Origin of the sequence: Pontibacter mucosus, assembly GCF_003054055.1 — a bacterium.
Lineage (GTDB): Bacteria > Bacteroidota > Bacteroidia > Cytophagales > Hymenobacteraceae > Pontibacter > Pontibacter mucosus.
Genome location: NZ_QBKI01000002.1, coordinates 148,992 through 169,688, shown reverse-complemented (window position 1 = coordinate 169,688; position 20,697 = coordinate 148,992). Strand labels below are relative to the sequence as shown.

18 protein-coding genes and 3 tRNA genes are annotated in these 20,697 nt (G+C 52.3%); 10 read left to right on the top strand and 11 right to left on the bottom strand.

What is annotated here, in order from left to right:
* Positions 1 to 348 precede the first annotated feature (348 nt).
* On the top strand, positions 349 to 1,044 hold the full coding sequence (locus C8N40_RS04385; RefSeq protein WP_108210577.1) for a TIGR02117 family protein: 696 nt from the start codon (positions 349 to 351) through the stop codon (positions 1,042 to 1,044).
* A 59-nt stretch (positions 1,045 to 1,103) separates the two neighbouring features.
* On the opposite strand, the gene C8N40_RS04380 is transcribed toward C8N40_RS04385, so the two are convergent.
* Positions 1,104 to 1,817: a pirin family protein gene (locus C8N40_RS04380; protein ID WP_108210576.1), complete on the bottom strand. Its 714-nt coding sequence runs from the start codon at positions 1,815 to 1,817 to the stop codon at positions 1,104 to 1,106.
* A gap of 321 nt (positions 1,818 to 2,138) precedes the next feature.
* On the opposite strand from C8N40_RS04380, the gene thiL reads away from it, so the two are divergent.
* Positions 2,139 to 3,164: a thiamine-phosphate kinase gene (thiL, locus tag C8N40_RS04375; protein ID WP_108210575.1), complete on the top strand. Its 1,026-nt coding sequence runs from the start codon at positions 2,139 to 2,141 to the stop codon at positions 3,162 to 3,164.
* A gap of 137 nt (positions 3,165 to 3,301) precedes the next feature.
* Here the strand turns inward: thiL and C8N40_RS04370 are convergent, their stop codons facing one another.
* Positions 3,302 to 3,670: a hypothetical protein gene (locus C8N40_RS04370; RefSeq protein ID WP_108210574.1), complete on the bottom strand. Its 369-nt coding sequence runs from the start codon at positions 3,668 to 3,670 to the stop codon at positions 3,302 to 3,304.
* Between the two features lie 164 nt (positions 3,671 to 3,834).
* Positions 3,835 to 5,247, bottom strand: a complete 1,413-nt coding sequence (gene rlmD, locus C8N40_RS04365) for a 23S rRNA (uracil(1939)-C(5))-methyltransferase RlmD (RefSeq protein WP_108210573.1) — start codon at positions 5,245 to 5,247, stop codon at positions 3,835 to 3,837.
* A 351-nt stretch (positions 5,248 to 5,598) separates the two neighbouring features.
* Between rlmD and C8N40_RS04360 the strand changes: the two genes are divergently transcribed.
* Entirely contained in the window at positions 5,599 to 6,408 is an 810-nt protein-coding gene (locus C8N40_RS04360; protein WP_108210572.1) for an SDR family oxidoreductase, read from the top strand.
* Between the two features lie 179 nt (positions 6,409 to 6,587).
* Here the strand turns inward: C8N40_RS04360 and C8N40_RS04355 are convergent, their stop codons facing one another.
* The gene (locus tag C8N40_RS04355; RefSeq protein ID WP_245904988.1) at positions 6,588 to 7,271 is read right to left on the bottom strand and encodes an SH3 domain-containing protein; all 684 of its coding nucleotides are present in this window, start codon (positions 7,269 to 7,271) and stop codon (positions 6,588 to 6,590) included.
* A 122-nt stretch (positions 7,272 to 7,393) separates the two neighbouring features.
* Between C8N40_RS04355 and C8N40_RS04350 the strand changes: the two genes are divergently transcribed.
* The 3 genes from C8N40_RS04350 to C8N40_RS04340 all read left to right on the top strand — a co-directional run bounded on the left by C8N40_RS04350 (position 7,394) and on the right by C8N40_RS04340 (position 8,429).
* Positions 7,394 to 7,466 (top strand) — tRNA-Lys (locus C8N40_RS04350).
* 142 nt (positions 7,467 to 7,608) lie between these two features.
* Positions 7,609 to 7,681 (top strand) — tRNA-Lys (locus C8N40_RS04345).
* A 133-nt stretch (positions 7,682 to 7,814) separates the two neighbouring features.
* Complete coding sequence (locus C8N40_RS04340) at positions 7,815 to 8,429, top strand: DUF4403 family protein (protein WP_108210570.1); 615 nt, start codon at positions 7,815 to 7,817, stop codon at positions 8,427 to 8,429.
* Between the two features lie 61 nt (positions 8,430 to 8,490).
* Here the strand turns inward: C8N40_RS04340 and C8N40_RS04335 are convergent, their stop codons facing one another.
* Together C8N40_RS04335 and C8N40_RS04330 are read right to left on the bottom strand one after the other, a co-directional pair.
* Positions 8,491 to 9,456 carry a TIGR03885 family FMN-dependent LLM class oxidoreductase gene (locus C8N40_RS04335; protein ID WP_108210569.1) on the bottom strand — a complete coding sequence of 322 codons (966 nt, stop codon included), beginning with the start codon at positions 9,454 to 9,456 and terminating at the stop codon, positions 8,491 to 8,493.
* Between the two features lie 187 nt (positions 9,457 to 9,643).
* Complete coding sequence (locus tag C8N40_RS04330; protein ID WP_108210568.1) at positions 9,644 to 11,302, bottom strand: carboxylesterase/lipase family protein; 1,659 nt, start codon at positions 11,300 to 11,302, stop codon at positions 9,644 to 9,646.
* A gap of 109 nt (positions 11,303 to 11,411) precedes the next feature.
* Here C8N40_RS04330 and C8N40_RS04325 point away from each other — a divergent pair, with 109 nt between their 5' ends.
* The gene (locus tag C8N40_RS04325; protein WP_108210567.1) at positions 11,412 to 12,161 is read left to right on the top strand and encodes an NUDIX hydrolase; all 750 of its coding nucleotides are present in this window, start codon (positions 11,412 to 11,414) and stop codon (positions 12,159 to 12,161) included.
* 85 nt (positions 12,162 to 12,246) lie between these two features.
* Here the strand turns inward: C8N40_RS04325 and C8N40_RS04320 are convergent, their stop codons facing one another.
* The gene (locus tag C8N40_RS04320; RefSeq protein ID WP_108210566.1) at positions 12,247 to 13,608 is read right to left on the bottom strand and encodes a hypothetical protein; all 1,362 of its coding nucleotides are present in this window, start codon (positions 13,606 to 13,608) and stop codon (positions 12,247 to 12,249) included.
* Positions 13,609 to 13,707: 99 nt separating this feature from the next.
* Positions 13,708 to 14,466 carry an ABC transporter ATP-binding protein gene (locus tag C8N40_RS04315; protein ID WP_108210565.1) on the bottom strand — a complete coding sequence of 253 codons (759 nt, stop codon included), beginning with the start codon at positions 14,464 to 14,466 and terminating at the stop codon, positions 13,708 to 13,710.
* Positions 14,467 to 14,758: 292 nt separating this feature from the next.
* On the opposite strand from C8N40_RS04315, the gene C8N40_RS04310 reads away from it, so the two are divergent.
* Positions 14,759 to 14,840: transfer RNA gene (locus C8N40_RS04310), tRNA-Leu, on the top strand.
* A gap of 788 nt (positions 14,841 to 15,628) precedes the next feature.
* Here the strand turns inward: C8N40_RS04310 and C8N40_RS04305 are convergent.
* From C8N40_RS04305 to C8N40_RS04295, 3 genes are all read right to left on the bottom strand, one after another.
* Positions 15,629 to 17,731, bottom strand: coding sequence for a ComEC/Rec2 family competence protein (locus C8N40_RS04305; protein WP_108210564.1), 2,103 nt, complete (start codon positions 17,729 to 17,731; stop codon positions 15,629 to 15,631).
* Positions 17,731 to 18,159 (bottom strand): GNAT family N-acetyltransferase, encoded by a 429-nt coding sequence (locus C8N40_RS04300; RefSeq protein WP_108210563.1) that lies wholly within the window; start codon positions 18,157 to 18,159, stop codon positions 17,731 to 17,733. The genes C8N40_RS04305 and C8N40_RS04300 overlap by 1 nt, the downstream gene beginning before the upstream one ends.
* A 104-nt stretch (positions 18,160 to 18,263) precedes the next feature.
* Complete coding sequence (locus C8N40_RS04295) at positions 18,264 to 19,304, bottom strand: PhoH family protein (protein ID WP_108210562.1); 1,041 nt, start codon at positions 19,302 to 19,304, stop codon at positions 18,264 to 18,266.
* Positions 19,305 to 19,401: 97 nt separating this feature from the next.
* Here C8N40_RS04295 and C8N40_RS04290 point away from each other — a divergent pair, with 97 nt between their 5' ends.
* Complete coding sequence (locus C8N40_RS04290) at positions 19,402 to 20,178, top strand: SAM hydrolase/SAM-dependent halogenase family protein (RefSeq protein ID WP_108210561.1); 777 nt, start codon at positions 19,402 to 19,404, stop codon at positions 20,176 to 20,178.
* A 109-nt stretch (positions 20,179 to 20,287) separates the two neighbouring features.
* Positions 20,288 to 20,572, top strand: a complete 285-nt coding sequence (locus tag C8N40_RS04285) for a putative quinol monooxygenase (protein ID WP_108210560.1) — start codon at positions 20,288 to 20,290, stop codon at positions 20,570 to 20,572.
* The last annotated feature ends 125 nt before the right edge of the window (positions 20,573 to 20,697 follow it).

Here is a 20,697-nt window from a genome sequence, read left to right as displayed (position 1 = left end):
GAATCTGCCAAATCCGTGGCACGCGCAGGAATGCGAATGTAAAGTTTGTGTTAAATCGCGAAAAGTGTTTAAACAATTGTAAAATTTTATACCTTTGTACCCGAAATCCATTTTGGGTTTCTGACCGCCTCCCTACCTGCCACTGCAGCATCTCAGCACAGACAGCCTGCAGGGCTCTATGAAAACTCCAATTAACCAGTCTGTTAAGTATAGAGCACGGATTGCTTTGGAGGGATGGCGGCCCTGGAAGAGAAACTAAACTAACTAAACTACACTCAGACCCGGTGCCATGCACCGGGTTTTGTTTTTATATCGTTTATACTTTATGATTGCCCGTAGGTAAACGATATGCAGTACGTTCTGGCTAAAATATTGTCGCTTATACTTTGGCTGCTTGCCTCGGTGGTGGGTTTGGCAGTACTTTTCCTGGCGGTGGCCTTTGTCCTCAGCAGCTTTACAGTGCACAACGGTTACGCCCAGGTTCAACCGCAGGAGGAGTATGTTGAGATTTACGTAACCTCTAACGGGGTGCACACCGATATTGTGGTGCCCGTTTCCACGCCTTATATCGATTGGCGCACCAATCTGCCCTTAGATAATTTCGGCAACGTAGACAGCAGCTACCAATACGTGGGCTTTGGCTGGGGCGACAGAAAGTTTTATATGGAAACGCCGGAGTGGAAAGACCTGACGCCGGAAGTAGCTATCACGGCGGCTCTGTGGCCGACCCGCACCGCCATGCACGTAGAGTATATCCGCGCTAAACTTATACCAAACAAGCGGCAGCGCCCCATCCGTATCTCGCCGCAGCAATACCGGCAGTTAATAACCTATATCGATAGGTCTTTTGTGCAGTCTGATACAAGCTACCTGCATATCAGTGGCTCAGGCTACGCCGGCAGCGACACTTTTTATGAGGCACACGGAAAGTTTTATATACTAAAAAACTGCAACAATTGGGTAAACCAGGGGCTGAAAAGTATAGGCGTCAAAACAGCCATTTGGGCACCTCTGCCCTACTCCATCATGCGGCACCTGCGCTAAAAAGAAAAACCCCGGCATCTGCCAGGGTTCGTTCTTTAATCACTAAACACTATTTATTCTTATCTCATCGGGACTTCCATCAGCAACAGCTCGGCGTCTGCAGCGGCTTTAATCTCTACCGTAGTTGCCTCGCTAATGCCCATACCATCGCGCTTGCCCAGCTTCTCACCGTCTATCTCCACTTCCCCTTCCAGCACGAAAGCATAAAGCCCGTTGCCTTCTTTATGGAAAGTATAAACGTCCGAAAAACCTTCTTTTAAAGAGCCCAGCGAAAACCAGGCATCCTGGTTAATCCAAAGGGCATCTCCCTGCTCTTCCGGCGATACGACTGTCTGCAGCCTGTTCTGGCGGTCTTTCGGCTCAAAGGCCTTTTGCCCGTAGCTCGGCTGGATGTCCCGCTTTTTAGGAAACACCCAGATTTGCAAAAAGTTCACGGGCTCTGTGCCGGACCCGTTATACTCTGAGTGCGTAATGCCGCTGCCCGCCGACATGATCTGTACCTCGTTTGTCCGGATCACCTCCTGCGTGCCCGTGCTGTCGCGGTGGGCGAGCGATCCCTTCAACGGAATAGAAATAATTTCCATGTTATCGTGCGGGTGCGTGCCAAAACCCATGCCAGGCGCCACCACATCGTCGTTGAGCACGCGCAGCAGCCCAAAACTCATCCGCTCGGGGTTGTAGTAACTGGCAAAACTGAAGGTATGGTGGGAGTTGAGCCAGCCGTGGTTGGCGTGGCCGCGTGTATGCGCTCTGTGGATTACTTTCTTGCTCATGGTTTATACTTGTAATTGGCTCACTGCCGATTTATTTCTTGTGAATTTGATGTACTGCCGCCGGGGTGCGCACACAAACTTGGCTCTGCTTACTCCGGCGGCATACAAAGTATTAAAAGCTTATACTTTACATGGACACAAATTTAATGTATATACATTTAATGTACAAACACACTATAGATTTAATTTTCCTCTTCTTGAGGCACGGGCAAGCAGTCCACTTTTTCCTATACCTGGAAGTATGGCATCAGATAGAAAAAGTAGTACATGAGCTCTGTAGCATATTTTGTATCTTTGCAGGTCTAAAACAGATCCTGAACCATGAGCGAATATACTCCTTTAAGTGCCGTAGGCGAGTTTGGCCTAATCCGGAAGATCAAAGAGAAGATCGAGCTGCGCAACGAGTCCACCATCAAAGGCATCGGCGACGATGCAGCCGTTATACAACCTGGCCAGAAACAGCTGGTGGTGTCGTCGGACATGCTGTTGGAGGGCGTGCACTTCGACCTGACCTTCTGCCCGCTCAAGCACCTGGGCTACAAAGCGGTGGCCGTGAACGTGTCGGATATTGCCGCCATGAACGCCAAACCCACCCAGATAACGGTGAACATTGCCTTAGGCGCGCGTTATACGGTAGAGGCAGTGGAGGAATTGTATGAGGGAATCCGGCTGGCCTGCGAGAACTATAAAGTAGACCTGGTGGGCGGCGACACGACCTCCTCCAGTGCTGGTTTGGTAATCAGCATCACGGCTATTGGCGAGGCTGCGCCGGAGCAGATTGTTTACCGCAATGGCGCTAAGGTGAACGACTTGGTATGCGTGACCGGCGACCTGGGCGCTGCCTACATGGGCCTGCAGATTCTGGAGCGCGAGAAGCAGGCTTTCCTGGCTAACCCGGAGATGCAACCGGAACTGGAGAACAAGCAGTACATCGTGGGCCGCCAGCTGAGGCCAGAGGCGCGCATGGATGTTATCTACGACCTGAAAGAGCGCGGCATCCAGCCAACTTCGATGATTGACATTTCAGACGGGCTGGCCTCGGAGCTGTTCCATATCTGCAGCCAGTCTAAAGTAGGCGCCACAGTGTATAAGGACAACCTGCCAGCCGACCCGCAGATGCTCGAAACAGCGCTGGAGTTCAACATCGACCCATTAACCTGCATCATGAACGGCGGCGAGGACTATGAGCTGCTCTTCACCGTGCCGCTCTCCGCCTACGACGAACTGAAAAACCACCCGGACATCACCATCATCGGCAAAATTACCGACGAGAGCGAAGGCGTGAACCTGGCGACTAAAGCCGGCCAGCTATTCCCGCTCAAAGCGCAAGGCTGGAGCCATTTTTAATATTTTCGAATCTTGTAGCACGTATCAAGTAGCACGACAGGAAGTTGATATGGGTGTAAAAGCAGAAGAGGAGCACAGCTTTGTGCTCCTCTTCTGCTTGTTGTCGTGATACATGATACGGAATACGTGCTACGCGCCTACTCCTCCGGATAAGGGATGAACACAAAATTCTGGAACTCGCCGTCCACCACAAACAGGCAGCAGTACTCGTCCGGGTCTTTGTAGGCGGCTTTGAAGTCCTCTATCTTGTCCTCTACCACCAGTTGGCGCTGCACGAAGTCTTCCAGGTAGGAGGCGTTTATGTGCCATTCCAGCGCCAGCTCTTCCTTGGCCAGGAATATAGAGCCCACCGGCACCTGCGTGCGGCTGAACACAAAAATCGGGTACTCCGATATCTTACGCTTGCGCACCTGGTACGATGCCTCCTTCAGCGTCTCGGCCACCACCACAAAATCCTTTGAGATAGTGCCCAGGTACTTACCATTCAGTTCCGGATCGTTTTCCATACTTATCTATTTCGTATCTCGAAGCACGTATCAAGTAGCACGGCTATATTTTTGACAACCTGACAAAAGCCCCTTTGACAAAGGACAAAAGCATCAGAAGAGAAAGTCTAAAATCCTTTGTCACATAGTCCTTTGTCCAAATTTGTGCTACGCGATACGTTTATCTATTTAGCAGTTAACAATACAATATTTTCTACGTGGTGCGTCTGCGGGAACATGTCTACCGGCTGCACACGCGTTACCTCATACTTTTCCGACAGCCATTCCACGTCGCGGGCCTGCGTGGCCGGGTTACAGCTCACGTACACGATGCGGTTCGGGTGCACCTGCAAGAGCTTCTTCACCACATCCTCGTGCATACCGGCGCGCGGCGGGTCGGTAATCACCACATCCGGCCTTCCATGGCGGGCTACCAGCTCATCCGACAGAATGTCCTTCATATCGCCGGCGTAGAAGGTGGTGTTGGTGATGTCGTTAATCTGTGAGTTGATTTTGGCGTCCTCAATGGCGCTTGGCACATACTCTATCCCGATGACCTCACGGCATTGGCGGGCCACAAAGTTGGCAATGGTGCCAGCACCGGTATACAGGTCGTACACCAGCTCATTTCCGGTCAGGTTGGCCAGCTCACGCGTCTTCTTGTAGAGCTCGTAGGCCTGGTCTGCGTTAGTCTGGTAAAACGACTTCGGCCCTACCCGGAAACGGATGCCTTCCATTTCCTCATGGATATAAGGCAGGCCTTTGTAGCACACTACTTCCAGGTCGTGGTAGGTCTCGTTGCCTTTGGAGTTCACCACATACTGCAGCGAAGTAATCTCCGGGAAAGTGGCGGCCAGGTGCTCCATCAGCGCCTGCATCACCCCCGGCCTGTCCTCGTACACCTGCACAATCACCATCAGCTCGCCGGTATTGGCCGTGCGGATGATGAGGTTGCGCATGTAGCCTTCCTGCTTCACGATGTCGAAGAAAGGCAGGTTGTGCTCCTTGGCATATTTTCTCACCTCCAGACGAATCGCGTTCGATGGGTCTGGCTGCAAGTAGCAGTGCTTAATGTCGAGGATTTTGTCGAAGCGGCCCGGGATGTGGAAGCCCAGCGCGTCGCGGTCATACTCCTGCCCCGACTGAATCTGCTCTTTGGTGAGCCAGCTGGTGTTGGAGAAAGTATACTCCAGCTTGTTGCGGTAGTAGCGCGTTTTCTCCGAACCAAGTATAGGGTCGAACTCCGGCAGCGACACTTTACCAATGCGCTCGAGGTTGTCCTTCACCTGCTTCTGCTTAAAGTATAGCTGGGTATCGTAGCCAATGTGCTGCCACTTACAGCCGCCGCAGGTACCGAAGTGCTCGCAAAACGGCTGCACACGCAGCTCCGACAGCTCATGGAAGTGCACCGCCTCGGCCTCCATAAAGCTCTTCTTCTTGCGGATGATGCGCAGGTCCACCACGTCACCGGGGGCTACACCCGCCACAAAAACCACCATGTTGTTATGGCGTGCCAGGCATTTGCCCTCTGCCACCATCTCCTCGATGCGTACTTGCTCGAGTATATCGAAATGCTTCTTCTTGCTCTTATTTCTCACAGTGGCGCAAAATTACAAAAATATGGGCAGATACGGGTGATTCGTTGTTAGTTACTCGTTATTGGTTATTGGTTGTTAGTTATTCGTTATTAGTTTACAGGAATACGGAGGTATAGTAAATCAGCAATTAAGAAGAGACAAACCAAGTATAAATAGTCGGTGATAACACCAACAATGCCCATAAAATACCAGCTCCTTGACTTTTTAACTTTCTAACTCCCAAACTTTCTAACTCTCTAACTCCTAAACTCCCAAACTCTCTAACTCCCAAACTCTTTAACTTTCTAACTTTCACCCAATCAACAATTAAAATTATCTTTGCAGCTGATTTTAGTTAGAGAAAGTATAAAAATGAGAGATAAAGTAGTCCTGATTACCGGCGGCACGTCGGGTATTGGCAAGGCGCTGGCGTTTGCCTTTGGGCGCGAGGGGGCCAAAGTAGCCATCTCAGGCCGCAACCAGCAAAACCTCGACCAGACCAGCCAGGAGCTCAGCGCAGCAGGAATTGACAACCTGCCGGTGAATGCCGACGTGAGCGTGGAGGAGCAGTGCCAGCGCATGGTGCAGGAAACGGTGCAAAAGTATGGCCGCCTGGATGTGCTCATCAACAACGCCGGCATCTCGATGCGCGCCCTGTTTGAGGACCTGGACCTGGACGTGCTCCGCAAGGTGATGGACATTAACTTCTGGGGGACCGTGTACAGCACCAAGTATGCGCTGCCTTATATCAAGCAGGTAAAAGGCTCCATCGTGGGCATTTCTTCGATTGCCGGTTATCGTGGCCTGCCCGCCCGCACCGGATACTCCGCCTCCAAATTTGCGATGCACGGCTTCCTGGAGACTTTGCGCACGGAATTGCTATACTCTGGCGTGCACGTGCTGCTGGCCTGCCCTGGCTTTACCGCCTCTAACATCCGCAACACTGCCCTGGCCGCTAACGGTCAGCAACAAGGCGAAACACCACGCGAGGAAGAGAAAATGATGAGTGCCGAGGAAGTAGCCGAGCGCATCCTCAAAGCCACCATCCAGCGCAAACGCGACCTGGTGATGACTACGCAAGGCAAATTAGCCGTGTGGGTCAACAAGCTCTTCCCAAGCCTGGCCGACAAGCTGGTGTACAACGTGATGGCCAAGGAGAAAGACTCACCGTTGAAGCGATAGTATCGTTGTTCGTTATTCGTTATTCGTTATTAGACCCTGAAAGTAAAGCCGTCCCTAACGTACTAAGGGAGCATGTGAGAGTGAAACACCCTTTAAGCTAAGGAAATTATTCCGACCAATAGAAGCAGCATGCTAAAGAGGAAATCGAATAACGAATAACTAACAACCAATAACGAAAATCAGGGCAGTTCCAGCAGGTTGCTTTTGCGGATGTAGGCCTTCTCCCCTCTCCACTTTATCTCGTACCAGATATCCTGCTCGCCGGTGATGGGTACCTTGTGCCCCTGGGTGGCCGTGGTAATCCAGTCAGCGCCGGCAGAGGGAGCCGACATGATGGCCACATGGTTGTTTTTGATGATGCCCGCGTCGCCGAGGTTGAGGAAGTTGATGTAGTAAAGTATAAACAGCAGGTACAGTATAAACCCGGCCTTAAAGCTGGAGCTGAACCTAAAGCCCCTGCGCCACTGGAACAACATGATGGTGACCGTAATCACCGCTGCCAGGAGCATGAGCTCCAGGATGTGCATGTAGTGTTTGCTGAACTGCGTTTTAAAGAACTGCAGGTCGCTGTACTCATAGCCGTAGAGGCGGTGCGCCTGCGCCAGTTCCTCCATCTTTTTGAGCGTGGAGCGGCTGGGCTCCTTGGTATAGAACAGGTGCAGGTAGTACATGGCACCCGTGTAGTCGCGGAGGCCTTCCTTAATATAGGCCATCTTCAGGAGCATCTGCGGCGAATAATGCTGGTCCTGCACCAGCAACTGCTCATACAGAACAAAAGCATCCGAATATCGTTGATGCTGAAAGAGCGAATCTGCTTTAGCCAGTGTTAAATTATTATCCTGAGCACTAGTGGGTTCTGCCAAAACAGCTAAAAAAATAATCAGAAAGGCAGATATTTTGGATAAGATGTTTTGCATTTAAAAACTTAGCTGTTAGTTTTGCATCGCAATTCAGGGAAACGCCTTGGTAATGCAAGTTAGTAAAAGATTCCGTAGCTCAGCTGGTAGAGCAATACACTTTTAATGTATGGGTCCTGGGTTCGAATCCCAGCGGGATCACAAATGAAAGACGAAGCCTTTCTTAACAGAGAGGCTTTTTATTTCTCCTCTTGCAAAGGGGAGGGTAAAGAAGCTGAAAATTAATTTTGGAATTAAAATCAAAGCTTCTACCTTTGCACTCCCAAACAAGGAAAAAACAACCGATTCCGTAGCTCAGCTGGTAGAGCAATACACTTTTAATGTATGGGTCCTGGGTTCGAATCCCAGCGGGATCACAAGTATAAAAAGCCTCAAACCCACATGTTTGAGGCTTTTTTCATTTATACCTCAAACAAATATCCCTATATACCTGTAGTTACTACCGCTAACAGACGCTGTATCACCCGACCAAAAACCATTTAATACGCTATGGAAGATTCCGTAAGAATCTACGTACCTGTCTCCATCTCCTACCCTGCCCTGCAGGGCGTGCTCAAAAACCAACTGATTGGCAAGTATATTCCTGAACAGGAAGCCGGCGATCCTTATGCCCAGATCCTGGACGTGGGCATTAGCGGCAGCAGCTCAGGCAGCAACGAGGTAATCCTGCGGATAAGAATCCGGATTCTGCGCACCATGCTGAAGCGCGACAACGTGGACCTGTATGTGCTGGCAACTTTGGGATATGATAATACCGCGCAGCAATTGTATGTACAGCAGTTCCATCTTACCTCCAGAACCAACAGCACGCTCTTTAATACAGGCCTAGAGGTACTGGTGAACAAAGTCGCCTACAATCAAATCATCAGTAAGGCAAGGGTAAACCTAAAGCATATCATTTCGGGCGAGCTACAGAAGGCAAACGGCATGTTGCAGGAGGGGCTACAGCTAAAAGGCATTAAACTGTTAGGGACCGTAAACGAGGTGCGCGTACAGGACATTACGCCCCTGCCGGATAAGGTAACGCTGTCGATGGAGTTAAAAGCCGATGTTGAGGCGCAGGTGCTGGACCTCTCCGAGTTACTACCCGCTAAACAAGTATAACCCTGTTCTAAAAGTTGCTTTGAACGGCGCTTATACTTTAGTCGAAGTATAAGCCTGTGCTTTACTTGTTCCAGAAATGCGGTAGCACCTTCTCGCCAAACACCCGGATAAACTGCTCCTGCTTCGTGTTCACGTTGTGCAGGTCCAGATCAGTAAAGCCCATCGCTGCATACTTCTCCAGCCACTGGATGTGCTTTTCAAGGTCGCTGGAGATATTTACGGCGCCGTCCATTTCTTCGGGCTTCACAAACGTTGCTGCCTGATCAAACTGCTTGGGCGTCCGTAGTTCTGCCTGCAGGTCGCTGGCAAAGACATTGGTCTTCCACTGCTCATAGGCACCCGTGCGGGCGGCCTCATCCGTCTGGTCGTAAGATACCTGCACCTTCAGCATCAAGGGCTTGTTTTCCCCGCCGTTCTTTCTCCAAGCCTCCACCACTTGCTCCAGCTTCTCCTCAGGCTGCGATACCGTGATCAGGCCATCAGCCCAGCCAGCAGCCCAGGCAGCCGTTTGGGGTGTAATGGCCGCGGCAACCAGCCGGATCTTTTTCTTTGGCCGGGTATACAGTTTGGCATTCTCCACTTTAACCAGCCCGTGATGTGTTACCGTTTCGCCGCGCCACAGGGCCCGTATCATATCCACACTCTCCTTCAGCCGCTCATTCCGCTCCTGTTTAGCTGGCCAGCGCTCCCCGGTAATAGACTCGTTCAGCGCCTGTCCGCTGCCGGGGCACATCCAGAACCGGCCCGGAAACATCTCATCCAGGGTAGCGGCAGCCTGGGCTATAATGGCAGGGTGGTAACGGTAAGCAGGGCAGTTCACGATGCCATAGTCCAGTGAGGTTTGTGCCATGACAGCCCCCAGCCACGACCAGGCAAAGCCTGACTCCTGCTGCTTCTCGCTCCAGGGATGGAAATGATCCGAAGAAATACAGAACTGAAAGCCGGCCTCCTCTGCCTGCTTTGCCAACTGCAGCAACTGGCTAGGCGGAAACTGCTCATGCGATATGTGATAGCCTATTCTTATCATCCATTTATACTTCGAGTGATTACCCTTGGAGTAACGGGATGGTAGGATAAGCCGTTGCAAGGAAAGGCAACGGCAGGAGCTGGATGCGCTGCAAAACACCGGAATTTATACTTTGGAACACCTGAAAAAAGTTTAGCCCCGGCAATTGAGAAATGCCAGGGCTATACTTTTATACTTCAAATCGTAGTTACTTCGTCTGCATCTTGTCCAACAGTTCGTAGCGGGCACGGTGCTGCTCTGGCTTTGCCTCCGTTTTTACATCTATATGCATTACCTGCACCTTGCCGCCTTTGGTAGCTGCCGGCCACGTTGGCAACCCTTTGCCATTAGGATCCCCGGTTTTGATAAAGTTGGCAAAGTAGTTCTGCATTACTTCCGATACTTTGTAATCATCCGGAGTCCAGGCGTATACTTTATTGGAGGCAAGATTACCCAAGGCATACTCAATCTCAGCGGAGTGCACTGCTCCCCTGGCCTGCGGCATCTTAAAGGCATTCGGGTCATCCGCTTTCACAACGCCGCCAGCCAGGCCAGCCGAAGCATTGCCCATTTCAGGCACCATCGGCGGACGAGGGCGCTCGTACAGGTATCGGTACACAGGCTGGTTGCTCGTCTGGCTGTGCAGGTCCATCCACTTCCAGGTGCTGTAGGCTATAAAGCGATCTCCGGCCAGATCGGTGGCAGCTTGTAGCGCTTCCTCCGCTGTGGAGGCTGGGTATACTTTTAGAATCTCTTCGGCCTTGTCTCCGTACAGGCGCTGCACCGCTTTGGTGTAGTTCTCTACCGTTGGCTCCTCCCTGCCCAGTACAGCCATGTACGTCATTTCCTCGGAGTTCCAGCCAGCCAGCAGCGGCACCTTTGCCTGCTCCCCGGCCGCAAAAATAGCTACCGGCGATTTCGGGAAGAAGTATCCGTCCAGGGTAGCCACAAAACGTCCCACCCCCGGCTTGCCTGTTGCCTCCAGAAGCTGCTGTGCTGGTATGGCACGCAGCGCAGCCAGTGAATTTGCCCCAACGCTCTTGGCAAAGTTTACCCCGTTCTGCTCTGCCTCCTCCAACGGAATCGGATCCAGACCGGTGTTCACCAGGGCACCACTCTCGCCTATCGCTCCGGCTATCAAATCTTTAGAAAGTGGGCTAGCCATTTGGGCGCTCACAGAGATAGAACCGGCCGACTCACCGGCAATCGTTACCCTGGCAGGATCCCCGCCGAAAGCGGCAATATTCTGCCTTACCCAGCGCAATGCTGCGTTCTGGTCCATGTAACCGTAATTGCCCGACGACTTGTGTGGCGATTCTTTTGTTAGCTCCGGATGCGCAAAAAAACCGAATGCCCCCAGGCGATAGTTTACCGTTACAGCCACGATACCTTTCTTTGCCATACTTTCACCGTCATACCGTGGCTCGGATCCGTCGCCAGCCATAAAACCGCCGCCGTAAAAGTATACCAGCACCGGCAGCTTCTCTTTCTCAGATTTTGCTGGGGTCCACACGTTCAGGTACAGGCAGTCTTCGCTCATGCCATCCGAGCGGAAGTTCATATCCCCGAAAATAGGAAGCTGCATAGCCCGTGGCCCGAACTTTTTGGCGCTGCGCACGCCTTGCCAGTTCTGCACCGGCTGCGGCTCGCGCCAGCGCAAATCACCGGTAGGCGGCGCGGCAAACGGCACTCCTTTAAAGGCGCGGATCCCGCTTTCTTCCAGGGTTCCCTCTACCAAACCATTCACCGTTTTGGCCTGGTTAGCGGCAAAGAGATCTGCAGATTTAGATTTTTTCTGGGCATTGGCTTCGGGCAGCAGCTGCAGCCCCAGCAATACAAATACAAGGAGTGTTTTGAGGTATGGCATATTTCAGTTCGATTGGTTGCAAACAGCTCTTTTAATATGTTATTTTAACATAATGATAAGAAACATCCTTATTATGTCAAAATAACATATTGATAATTTCCCATACGTAATGCCTCAGGAAAAGACCAACCACAGCAATGCCTCACCATACTTGTCTGAACTCACGCTGGATTGCGTGATCCTGAGCTTCCATGAAGATTGCCTGAAGGTGCTGCTCCTGCGCTGGAAGGGTACGCAGGAGTGGAGCCTGCCAGGCGGGCCTATCCGAAGAAACGAGGCAGTGGACGCAGCGGCTAACCGCATCCTGAAAGAGCGCACTGGTTTAGATGATATCTTTTTGCAGCAGTTTCATGTGTTCGGGGAGGTGGAGCGCTACAACCGGGAGGGGATAAAATATAAACTGAAACACCTGATAGACCCGGACAAGTGGTATGAGCGGGCCGTGTCGGTGGGCTATTATGCACTGGTAGATCACGCTAAAGCTATGCCTACACCCGATCCGTTTACGGAGCAATGTGCCTGGTGGGACGTGCAGCAAATCCCGGCCCTGCTGTTCGACCATAACCGCATCATTCAGGTTGCCCGCAAAGCCCTGCGGACACAGCTTAGCTGGCAGCCTATCGGCTATAACCTTTTACCGGAGAAATTTACGTTGCCGGAGCTTCAGCGCCTTTACGAGGCCATTCTGGGCAAGGGCTTAGACCCACGTAATTTCCAACGCAAAATGCTAAGCCTTGGCATACTGGAGCGCCTTGCAGAACGCCGGCGGGGTGGTGCTTTTAAGTCTCCTTATCTGTACCGGTTTAAAAAGGAGGAGTACGAGTTGAAATTAAAAGAGAGTAACTTATTCTTCTCCTGAGAAAGAAGTCACTAACAAGTATAAAAGTATAGCCCCGGCACTTACAAAATGCCGGGGCTATACTTTTATACTTTATACTTATACATTAGGCCTCAGCCTTAAAGTGCGTTTCGAAGAGTTTATACTTATACGTCGGGTACTCCCGCAGCACAGCCACCAGCGCAAAGATGGCGCACCCAATCACTACCGGGTAAACCAGGTATAAAATTGGATGAATTATCGGCAGAAACAGCAGGCCCAGCACGCTCAGCGCAATGAAGTTGAACAGGTAGGAGGAGTTGGCGCTAAAGCTGAACAACCCACCTGACACCGCCTTCGGGCTCACAATGGAGGCCACGATACTTAGAGGGCCCATCACCAGCACACTGCCGATGTACATCATCACCACAAAGAAAGCATCCTGGTGGTTAAAAACAGCCACGTACACAAAGGTCAGCACGGCGTCAATCAGCAGCGGCAGGCGCATGGCTACCCAGGCGGCCCCCAGGAAATCCCGGGCTGTGCCGGTGCTACGCTCCACGGTTAGCCACAGGTTTCGGTAGAAGCCCCACACGTTGTTAAACACATACGAGAACACCACCAGCGGCCCCACAAACATCCACAGCATCGTCACTTCCTCCAGCAGGTGCTCGCCCTTCTTCGTGAACACCAGCGCATCCGCCCCAAGTATAAAGGCCTTGAACACAAACCCGAAAATAAGCATCTGGCGGGCCTGCCGGTGGTTCTTGAACAGTCGCCAGCCAAGGCTACGACGGGCGCTGGAGCTGTGGTTGACGGTTTTGCGGCGCGGCTCTGCGGCAGCCTTCTCCAGGAAAAAGTTACAGAGCACAAGGGCGCTCAGGGCGGCCAGGTGCACCACCAGCATTATCCACTCCGAAGCCGGGTAAAACATGGGCTGCCGTACCTGCAGCGCCACAAATCCTGCCGCCATCACCGCAGCGGAGTAAAAATTGGCGCTCAGCCAGCGTATGCGCCGCTCAATAAACACCTGCAGCGAGCGCAGGGTAACGTGGGCCGTAAGTATAACTAGTATACTTTGCACCAGGTGCAGGAACGTGTACAGCGGCGACATCATGTACAGCAGCAGCAGAAAGTTAACCAGCACAAAGTAAAACGGCGACACCAGCTCTACCACCAGCTCCGCCCGGAACCGCTCCAACGCCGGCACCGGGTAAAGCGACGGAATCAGCTTCACCTTGGGTATGTAGGCCGGGAAAAAGCCCTTCAGAATGATAATGGCAAGTATAAACAGATTGGTATACTCCAGCACCTGCTCGACGCTGAGCATCGTAACCCCCGCGCCGGCCTGCTGCAGCAGAAACGAGAAAAGCCAACTATAAACACCTGCCGACAACAGCCCTACGGACAGCAACAACAGGCGCTGCAGGCGCTTTTGCCTGAAGAAACTGTTGATGCGGGCACGGCAAGAGAATACAATCAGATCCATGTACTTTATTCAGTTAAGAGTTTAGCGTTATGAGTTAAGAGTTTTCAAATAGTGTACATTCGGACACTTTTAACTTTAAACTCTTAACTTTTAACTAAACTAGGTAAGCATCCAGTCCAGGTTGGTTTCGGTGTTGTGGTGCGGCAACAGCAGCTGGAACAGCGCCTGGTCTATCAGGCTGGCCCCGTTCATGGTGAACTCCTGCACCGAGCCGTTGTACATCAGCTGCCCGTCGTTCAGCACCCCGATGTGCGTGGCAATCTTCTCCACATAATTCAGGTCGTGCGACGAGATAAGTATAACGCGGTTGCTGTTGCGGTAGCTGCGGATAAGCTGCACCAGCAGCTGGGCCGCTATCGGGTCAAGTCCGGTAAAGGGCTCATCGAGGATAAGCACCTGCGGCTTGTGCAGCATGGCGGCGGCAATGCCCACCTTCTTCTTCATGCCTGTAGAGTAGCCGGCCACATTCTTGTGCAACGACTCTTTATCCGTAAAGAAATAGTTCACCAGGCTTTTGATGCGCTCCTCTGCCTCTGCAGCCGGCAGCTTGTACAGCCTGGCCACGAAGCCGAGGTATTCCATGCCCGTGAACTCCTCTATAAGCGGGTTGTCTTCGCAAAGCGCACCCAGGTTCTGCTTCACCTCCAGTTGATGCCGGTGGTAGTCTTTGCCGAACAGGGTGATGCTGCCGCTATCGGGCTGCACCAGGTCGAGAAGGCAGTTGAGGAAAGTACTTTTGCCTACACCGTTTTTTCCCAGCAGGCAGTAGATCTGCCCGCTTTCTATTGTCAGGTCCAGCTCCTGCAGCACCTGTTTCTTGCCAAACCTTTTCGACAATCCCGATATTTCTATACTCATATATTCTTTTAACGATGTAAAGCCTTAAGAGTAAAAGCGTGCTATCCACCTACAGCACAAGCCTTAAAGGTATAAACATTCTCTGTAACCGCCCAACTAACCAGACATTTTATCACGAAAATTTTATACTTTCAAAAGCAAGAGGAATGCTTCTATTTGCTAACACTGATGCAACTAAATAAGGTTCTTTCGGCGCAGAACTTTAGCTTTAAAGCATAAAAAGCACATTTTTTAGAAGCTTGCTTTTGCAATTGTCGGAGCAGGTTTATACTTTTGCATCCACCTTTTACCAGCGCACGTGGTGAAATCGGTAGACACGCCATCTTGAGGGGGTGGTGCCTTCGGGTGTGGGAGTTCGAATCTCCCCGTGCGCACTTTTCCAAAGCTCTATCTGTATGGATGGAGCTTTTTGCTTTTAGAGCCCTTCCTTCTCATTTTAGCTTGACGCTTCTGGTGAGTTAATCGGTGACCTGATTTTGAGATACTTTCTAGATCTCTATCTGGCGCGAGTTTGCAACGCGACTGGCTAGAAAAGCTATACTTCTACTTCCCCCGCTGGCGTGAGCTTGCAGCTCGTGTCTTTTTATACTTGGGCTATACTTTCCTAGCCACTGCTTCTCGCAACTTGAACCAAGCTATCCTTGCTAGCTGCCGTTCCTCCTCCAGCCCCACTTACCAATCGTTGTATTTCTAGCTTTCTGCCCTCAAGGCCGGGAGGCCTCGCCTTCGGGTATCGCGCTGTGTACATTTCCTGCCCTCGTGCCTCGGGCTGCCCTTAACGGGGACCGGAAATCTACAAGGCGCTCAACCCAAAGGCTGGGAACAGCATCGATAGCCGCTGCCTTTGCTATGCAACAAGTATAAACTGTCCCCTTGAGGACAAGTTAGAACGTGAGTTCGAAACTTGCGAGCACAGCTCAACAGGGGTGTAATCGCCTGCTGATAATTCCCTCCTCGCCTTGGGAGGGGCTAGGGGTGGGTTTATGTAGGGACAGGTCGCGACCTGTCCGCGCGAGAACAGCAACTATGAAACTCATACTTCAGGCAAAGTAACAACAGACTCCCCTCCTTAGACTACCGAGAACGGGAGTTCGAAGGTAGCGAGCGTAGCTCTGAGGGGCCAGGGGTGGTTGGACCAAGCGCTGCATAAACCTAATAGCCCCTACAACTCCAGCACAAACGCCCCGGATTCAGCTACATCATGGTAAGGGATGCCGAGGGTGTCTAGCTGCTGGTGCAGCCGCTGGCGGTACCAGGGTGCGTTGGAGCCGTCAAGTATAAGTTTGCTGAACGTGTACTGCTGCAGGCGCTCCGGCTTTACCCGCACGTTCTGGCGGAGTAGCACGTAATCCACAGCAAAGCCTGGCTTAGGCTGGAGTTTAGGCGGTTTGGAAAGTATAAGCCAGCGTTGCCCCTGCCACACCAGTAGCTGGTTACTGTCGGGCAACAGCACAGTGGGGGCAACGGGAGAGGCAAGGGCCACCTGCGTAGGCGCTGCTACACCTGACTGCCAAAGGTGCGGCTGCACGTTGAAAGTATAGTTCTGCTGGCTTTGCAGAAAAGCCGTGTCCGCTACCAGCATGGCCTGCTGCCCTTGTACCAGCCCGACGCTCGTACCGTTGCGCACACTATACACCACCAGTTGCCGCTGCTGTCTTTGCTGCATCTCTTTCCAAATTTGCTGCACTGAAAGTACGCCTACCAGCCCCACCGCTATACTTAGGTAGCGCAGTTTCTTCAGAGCCAGGAAAAGTATGAGCACGAATAGCAGCAAGTATAGTAACCACGCTTGCCACGCATTGATATCAACCCCGGTAATAATAGCCTGTGGCCAGCGCTGCACCCACAGGTTGAACGCGTTCATCGCCCAAATCAGCCAGAAGTGCACCTGAAACAGCAGCCAGCCAAGTCCGGGAACCCAGCTTAGAGCCAGCGCCGCCATCCCCGACCAAAGCACAAGAGTTGCCGCCGGCACCACCAGAATATTGGCCACCCAGAAGTATACCGGAAACTGGTGAAAATAGTATAAGCTAAGCGGCGTAGTAGCCACTTGCGCCGCCACCGATACCGTTAGCGAAAGCCACAGCCAGTTCAGCGCCCGGTTAGACGTTTCCCATACTTTGCTCAGCCTTGGTTGCAGGTACACAATCCCCAGCACTGCCAGAAAAGAGAGCTGAAACCCCACCTCCAGCAAATTGAAGGGGTTAATGTACAGCAGCACCAATGCCGCAAAGGCAATCGTGTTATAGATTACTGTTCTCCGCCGCAACGCTATGCCTACTGTAACCAGGCTAAACATAAGCACTGCCCGCATGACCGACGGCGATAGGCCGGTGATAAAGGCATACAGCCAGAGTACGCCCAGCATAAGTATAGCTCCTACCCAACGCTGCCTGTCCGTAGACCCGATTCGGGCCAGCAAGAACATCAGTACCCCATAAACTAGCCCCACGTGCAGCCCCGACACCGCCAGCACGTGCATGGTACCCGTGTCGGCGTAAGCTTGCCGGATACTATTATCCAGCTCATCCTTCACGCCAAGTATAAGGGCCGAGGAGATGGCATACTCCCGCTTCTCCCCCACCCCTTCACGCAGGATGTTGTCCATCTGCCGGCGCAACAGGATGCTGTAATAAAGTATAGGATTGGGTGGGCTGGAAGAAACCTTCTGGTACTGCAGCGGGCGCAGGTAATGCTGATGGTGGATGTTCTTGTTTGCCAGGAAAGCTTTGTAATTAAACTGGCCAGGGTTCAGTGGCGGGGCTACCTCCTGCGGCGCTCCCCGCACCAGCAACACATCGCCATAGCTTACTTCATACGCCCGCTCCGAGTCGTGGGGCACCGAGATCTGCACTTTGCCTGTGGCAGCCTGCCATTTGCCATTCACCCGTACCTGCTCTACCTCCAGCACCGTGCGCTGGTAGCCGGGTTTCTGCAGCACACAGTCCGACACCACGCCTTTGTAGTGGCTTGGCTCAGCTGGCAGGTGTGCGATGTGCTGCGGCTGGTTGAGTTCGATGTTTACGTGCGTGGCCGAATAGCCTAACGCCACGAAGGTTAGCACCCCAGCCATACCTGCCACATCTGTAGCAAAGGCAGTTTTATACTTTCTGCCAAGTATGGCCGCAAGTATAAAGGCAAGAAAGGAGAGGGCAAGCATCCAGAGCCCATGGCCCAGTTGCTCCCCGAAGGAAAAATAAAGGAGGATACCCGCTATAAAACCAAGCGTGATGCGCACAAACGGGTAGGAAGCCCAGCGCAGCATCAGCCCTTATAATACATCTTGTAGTGTTGGATGTCGCATTCGGTGAACATATCCCCTTCTGTTACAAAGCCATGGCGCTTGTAAAAGTTTACCGCCGGCAGCTGGGCGTGCAGGTATATCTTCTGGCCCGGTTGCTCGGTTTGCACATCCTGCAGCACGAGCCTTAACACCTCGCCGCCTATACTTTTGTTGCGGAACTCGGGCAACACGGCAAAGCGCTCTAGTTTTACGCCGGCCTCAGTTTTGCGCCAGCGGGCCGCTCCGCAGGGCACCCCGTTAAAGGTGGCCAGGTAGTGGCTGGCAGTGGGCTCGTGGGCATCATATTCGGCCTCGCGGGGCACCTGCTGCTCCTGCACAAAAACTTTCTCGCGTATGCCAAAGGCCTCCTGCTGGTCCTGCGCTGTGGTGGCGCGTCTTACCTCAATCATGGGGATAAAGTATAAAAAAGCAGAGACGCAACAAGTTGCGTCTCCAAAGTTATGCTTCGAAAGTATAAATCAATTCCGGGCTACAGATAGTTCAAAGCTGCAGCCTATTCTTCTACGCGCTGTTTTCTGGCGCGTCCGTTCACTTTTACAGGCTCTCCGGACTCAGCGGCTTTAGCCTCCTCGCGGGCGGCGCGTCGCTCTTCGTCCAGCTTAGTGTAAGCGTTCACGATATCGCGTACCAGACGGTGGCGCACCACGTCCTCGGCCGTCATCTCCACAAAACCGATGCCCTTCACACCGCGCAGGATGTTGAGCGCCTCCATCAGGCCGGAGCGCTGGTTGCGCGGCAGGTCTATCTGCGACCAGTCACCGTTTACCATCAGCTTAGCATTGGGGCCCATACGGGTCAGGAACATCTTCATCTGGGCCGGTGTGGTATTCTGGGCCTCGTCCAGCAGCACAAAGGCATTGTTCAGCGTGCGGCCACGCATGTAGGCCAGCGGCGCTATTTCAATGATTTTGTTTTCCTGGTAATACTTCAGCTTTTCCACGGGGATCATGTCCTCCAGGGCGTCATAAATGGGGCGCAGGTAGGGGTCTACCTTGTCCTTCATGTCGCCCGGCAGGAAGCCCAGGCTCTCGCCCGCCTCTACCACCGGTCTGGAGATGATGATCTTCTTGACCTCCTTGTTCTTGAGTGCGCGCACTGCCAGGGCCACCGAGATATAGGTTTTACCCGTACCGGCGGGGCCCAGCGCAAACACCAGGTCGTTTTTCTCCACCGCGTCCACCAGCTTCTGCTGGTTAGGGGTTTTGGCCTTTATCACGCCGCCCTTGCTGCCGTACACAATCACGTCAGAAGAGGTAACAATCACCTCCTCCTCGGTCAGGGAATCTGTGCCGAGGTATCTATTTACGCTGTTATGCGTAATCTTCCCAAACTTATGATAATGGTCTATCAGCGAAGACAGGATTTCGTGGATTTTGGTTATCTCAGGCGTCTGCCCCTGGATCTTGATCTCGTTACCTCTCGAAATGATCTTGCTGCTCGGAAATGCCGCGGCAAGCTGTTTGATGTTCTGGTTCTCTGTGCCCAGGAAATCAATGAGAGAGATATTCTCTAAGGTTATTACTTTCTCTACCAAATGTTTACCCTCGTATATAGCAGGTTAAGAATATTTTCTTTAATTTAAATAAAATCAGTATTATTAATACAAATCTACTCAAATTATAGTTCGTAGTATGGCTGTAATTACGTTTCTGTCGGATTTTGGGTATCGGGACCACTATGTGGCCGCCGTTAAGGCCAAAATCCTTTCGCTGGACCCGCAGGTGCAGGTGGTGGACATCACGCACGCCATAGAGCCCTACAACATCGCTCATGCCGAGTATGTTTTCGGGGCCGTGTTCCGGGACTTTCCGGAAGGTACTGTGCATATACTAGCTGTAGACACGCACGGTTGTAAAAGGGGCAAATATCATGCTACAAAGTATAAAGGCCACTATTTTCTGCTCGCCGACAACGGGTTGCTCTCGCTACTGACAGACGGGCAGCCCGAGGTGGTGGTGGAGCTTAAAACTGACATCCCCTATACGCCTTCCCCGGAAAAGGACCTGCTGGCGCCCGCCGCCGTGTTTCTGGCCAAGGGCGGCGATTTGGACGTGCTCGGCGACCGCACCAACAACATCCGGCAATTGTTTAACCGCCAGCTGCGCCTCGGCGACCACGCCATCACCGGCCACGTCATCCACGTAGACCGCTACGGCAACCTCATCACCGACATCACCCGCGACAGCATCGAGACGATTGCGCATGGCCGTACTTTCACCATTCACTTCGGCCGCGAAGCCATCGGGCGCATTTACCCCAACTACAACCAGGTAGACGACGGCGACTGCTGCTGCACCTACAACAGCCAGGGACTACTCTGCATCGGCATCAATAAGGGCCACGCCGCTGAGCTCCTCGGCCTCGGCTTCGACTCGCAGGTGGACGTGCGCTTTTATCCGGGAAGTTGAGTTCGTTGCTCGTTATTAGTTATTAGTTGTTCGTATTATATTTGACCGGTTATGTGGTAAGGCTTGTATGCCATACTATCGAATAACGAGTAACTATAAACGAATAACTATGCTGATTCGCATTGTCCGGATGACGTTTAAGCCGGAGAAAACGGAGGAGTTTCTGGAAATCTTCCGTAACTCGAAAGACAGGATACGCGCTTTTGAAGGCTGCCAGCACGTGGAACTGCTGCAGGATTTGCACCAGCCCAACGTATACAGCACCTACAGCCTCTGGGACTCCGAGGAGCACCTGAATATCTACCGCGGCTCGGAGTTGTTCGGGCAAGTATGGCCGGCCACCAAAACCCTTTTTGCCGACAAACCCGAGGCTTGGTCGTACAGGCAAGTATAAACACAAGTATAAATGAGCTACCGAGCGCCTGCGGCTTCCTGCTGCAGGCGCTTCTTTTTAGGCCCTTCCGGTAGCTTATACTTAGCTCCCTATCGCGCAGCCAGCAAAAATCTTCTCCCTTTTTC

Bases quoted from the DNA above. Each gene is read 5' to 3' on its own strand.
- C8N40_RS04360 (WP_108210572.1), top strand. From the start codon at position 5,599: ATGAGAGATAAAGTAGTCCTGATTACCGGCGGCACGTCGGGTATTGGC.
- thiL (WP_108210575.1), top strand. From the start codon at position 2,139: ATGAGCGAATATACTCCTTTAAGTGCCGTAGGCGAGTTTGGCCTAATC.
- C8N40_RS04315 (WP_108210565.1), bottom strand. From the start codon at position 14,466: ATGAGTATAGAAATATCGGGATTGTCGAAAAGGTTTGGCAAGAAACAG.
- C8N40_RS04320 (WP_108210566.1), bottom strand. From the start codon at position 13,608: ATGGATCTGATTGTATTCTCTTGCCGTGCCCGCATCAACAGTTTCTTC.
- C8N40_RS04300 (WP_108210563.1), bottom strand. From the start codon at position 18,159: ATGATTGAGGTAAGACGCGCCACCACAGCGCAGGACCAGCAGGAGGCC.
- C8N40_RS04305 (WP_108210564.1), bottom strand. From the start codon at position 17,731: ATGCTGCGCTGGGCTTCCTACCCGTTTGTGCGCATCACGCTTGGTTTT.
- C8N40_RS04370 (WP_108210574.1), bottom strand. From the start codon at position 3,670: ATGGAAAACGATCCGGAACTGAATGGTAAGTACCTGGGCACTATCTCA.
- C8N40_RS04285 (WP_108210560.1), top strand. From the start codon at position 20,288: ATGCTGATTCGCATTGTCCGGATGACGTTTAAGCCGGAGAAAACGGAG.
- C8N40_RS04335 (WP_108210569.1), bottom strand. From the start codon at position 9,456: ATGATAAGAATAGGCTATCACATATCGCATGAGCAGTTTCCGCCTAGC.
- C8N40_RS04385 (WP_108210577.1), top strand. From the start codon at position 349: ATGCAGTACGTTCTGGCTAAAATATTGTCGCTTATACTTTGGCTGCTT.
- C8N40_RS04290 (WP_108210561.1), top strand. From the start codon at position 19,402: ATGGCTGTAATTACGTTTCTGTCGGATTTTGGGTATCGGGACCACTAT.
- C8N40_RS04340 (WP_108210570.1), top strand. From the start codon at position 7,815: ATGGAAGATTCCGTAAGAATCTACGTACCTGTCTCCATCTCCTACCCT.
- C8N40_RS04380 (WP_108210576.1), bottom strand. From the start codon at position 1,817: ATGAGCAAGAAAGTAATCCACAGAGCGCATACACGCGGCCACGCCAAC.
- C8N40_RS04325 (WP_108210567.1), top strand. From the start codon at position 11,412: ATGCCTCAGGAAAAGACCAACCACAGCAATGCCTCACCATACTTGTCT.
- C8N40_RS04330 (WP_108210568.1), bottom strand. From the start codon at position 11,302: ATGCCATACCTCAAAACACTCCTTGTATTTGTATTGCTGGGGCTGCAG.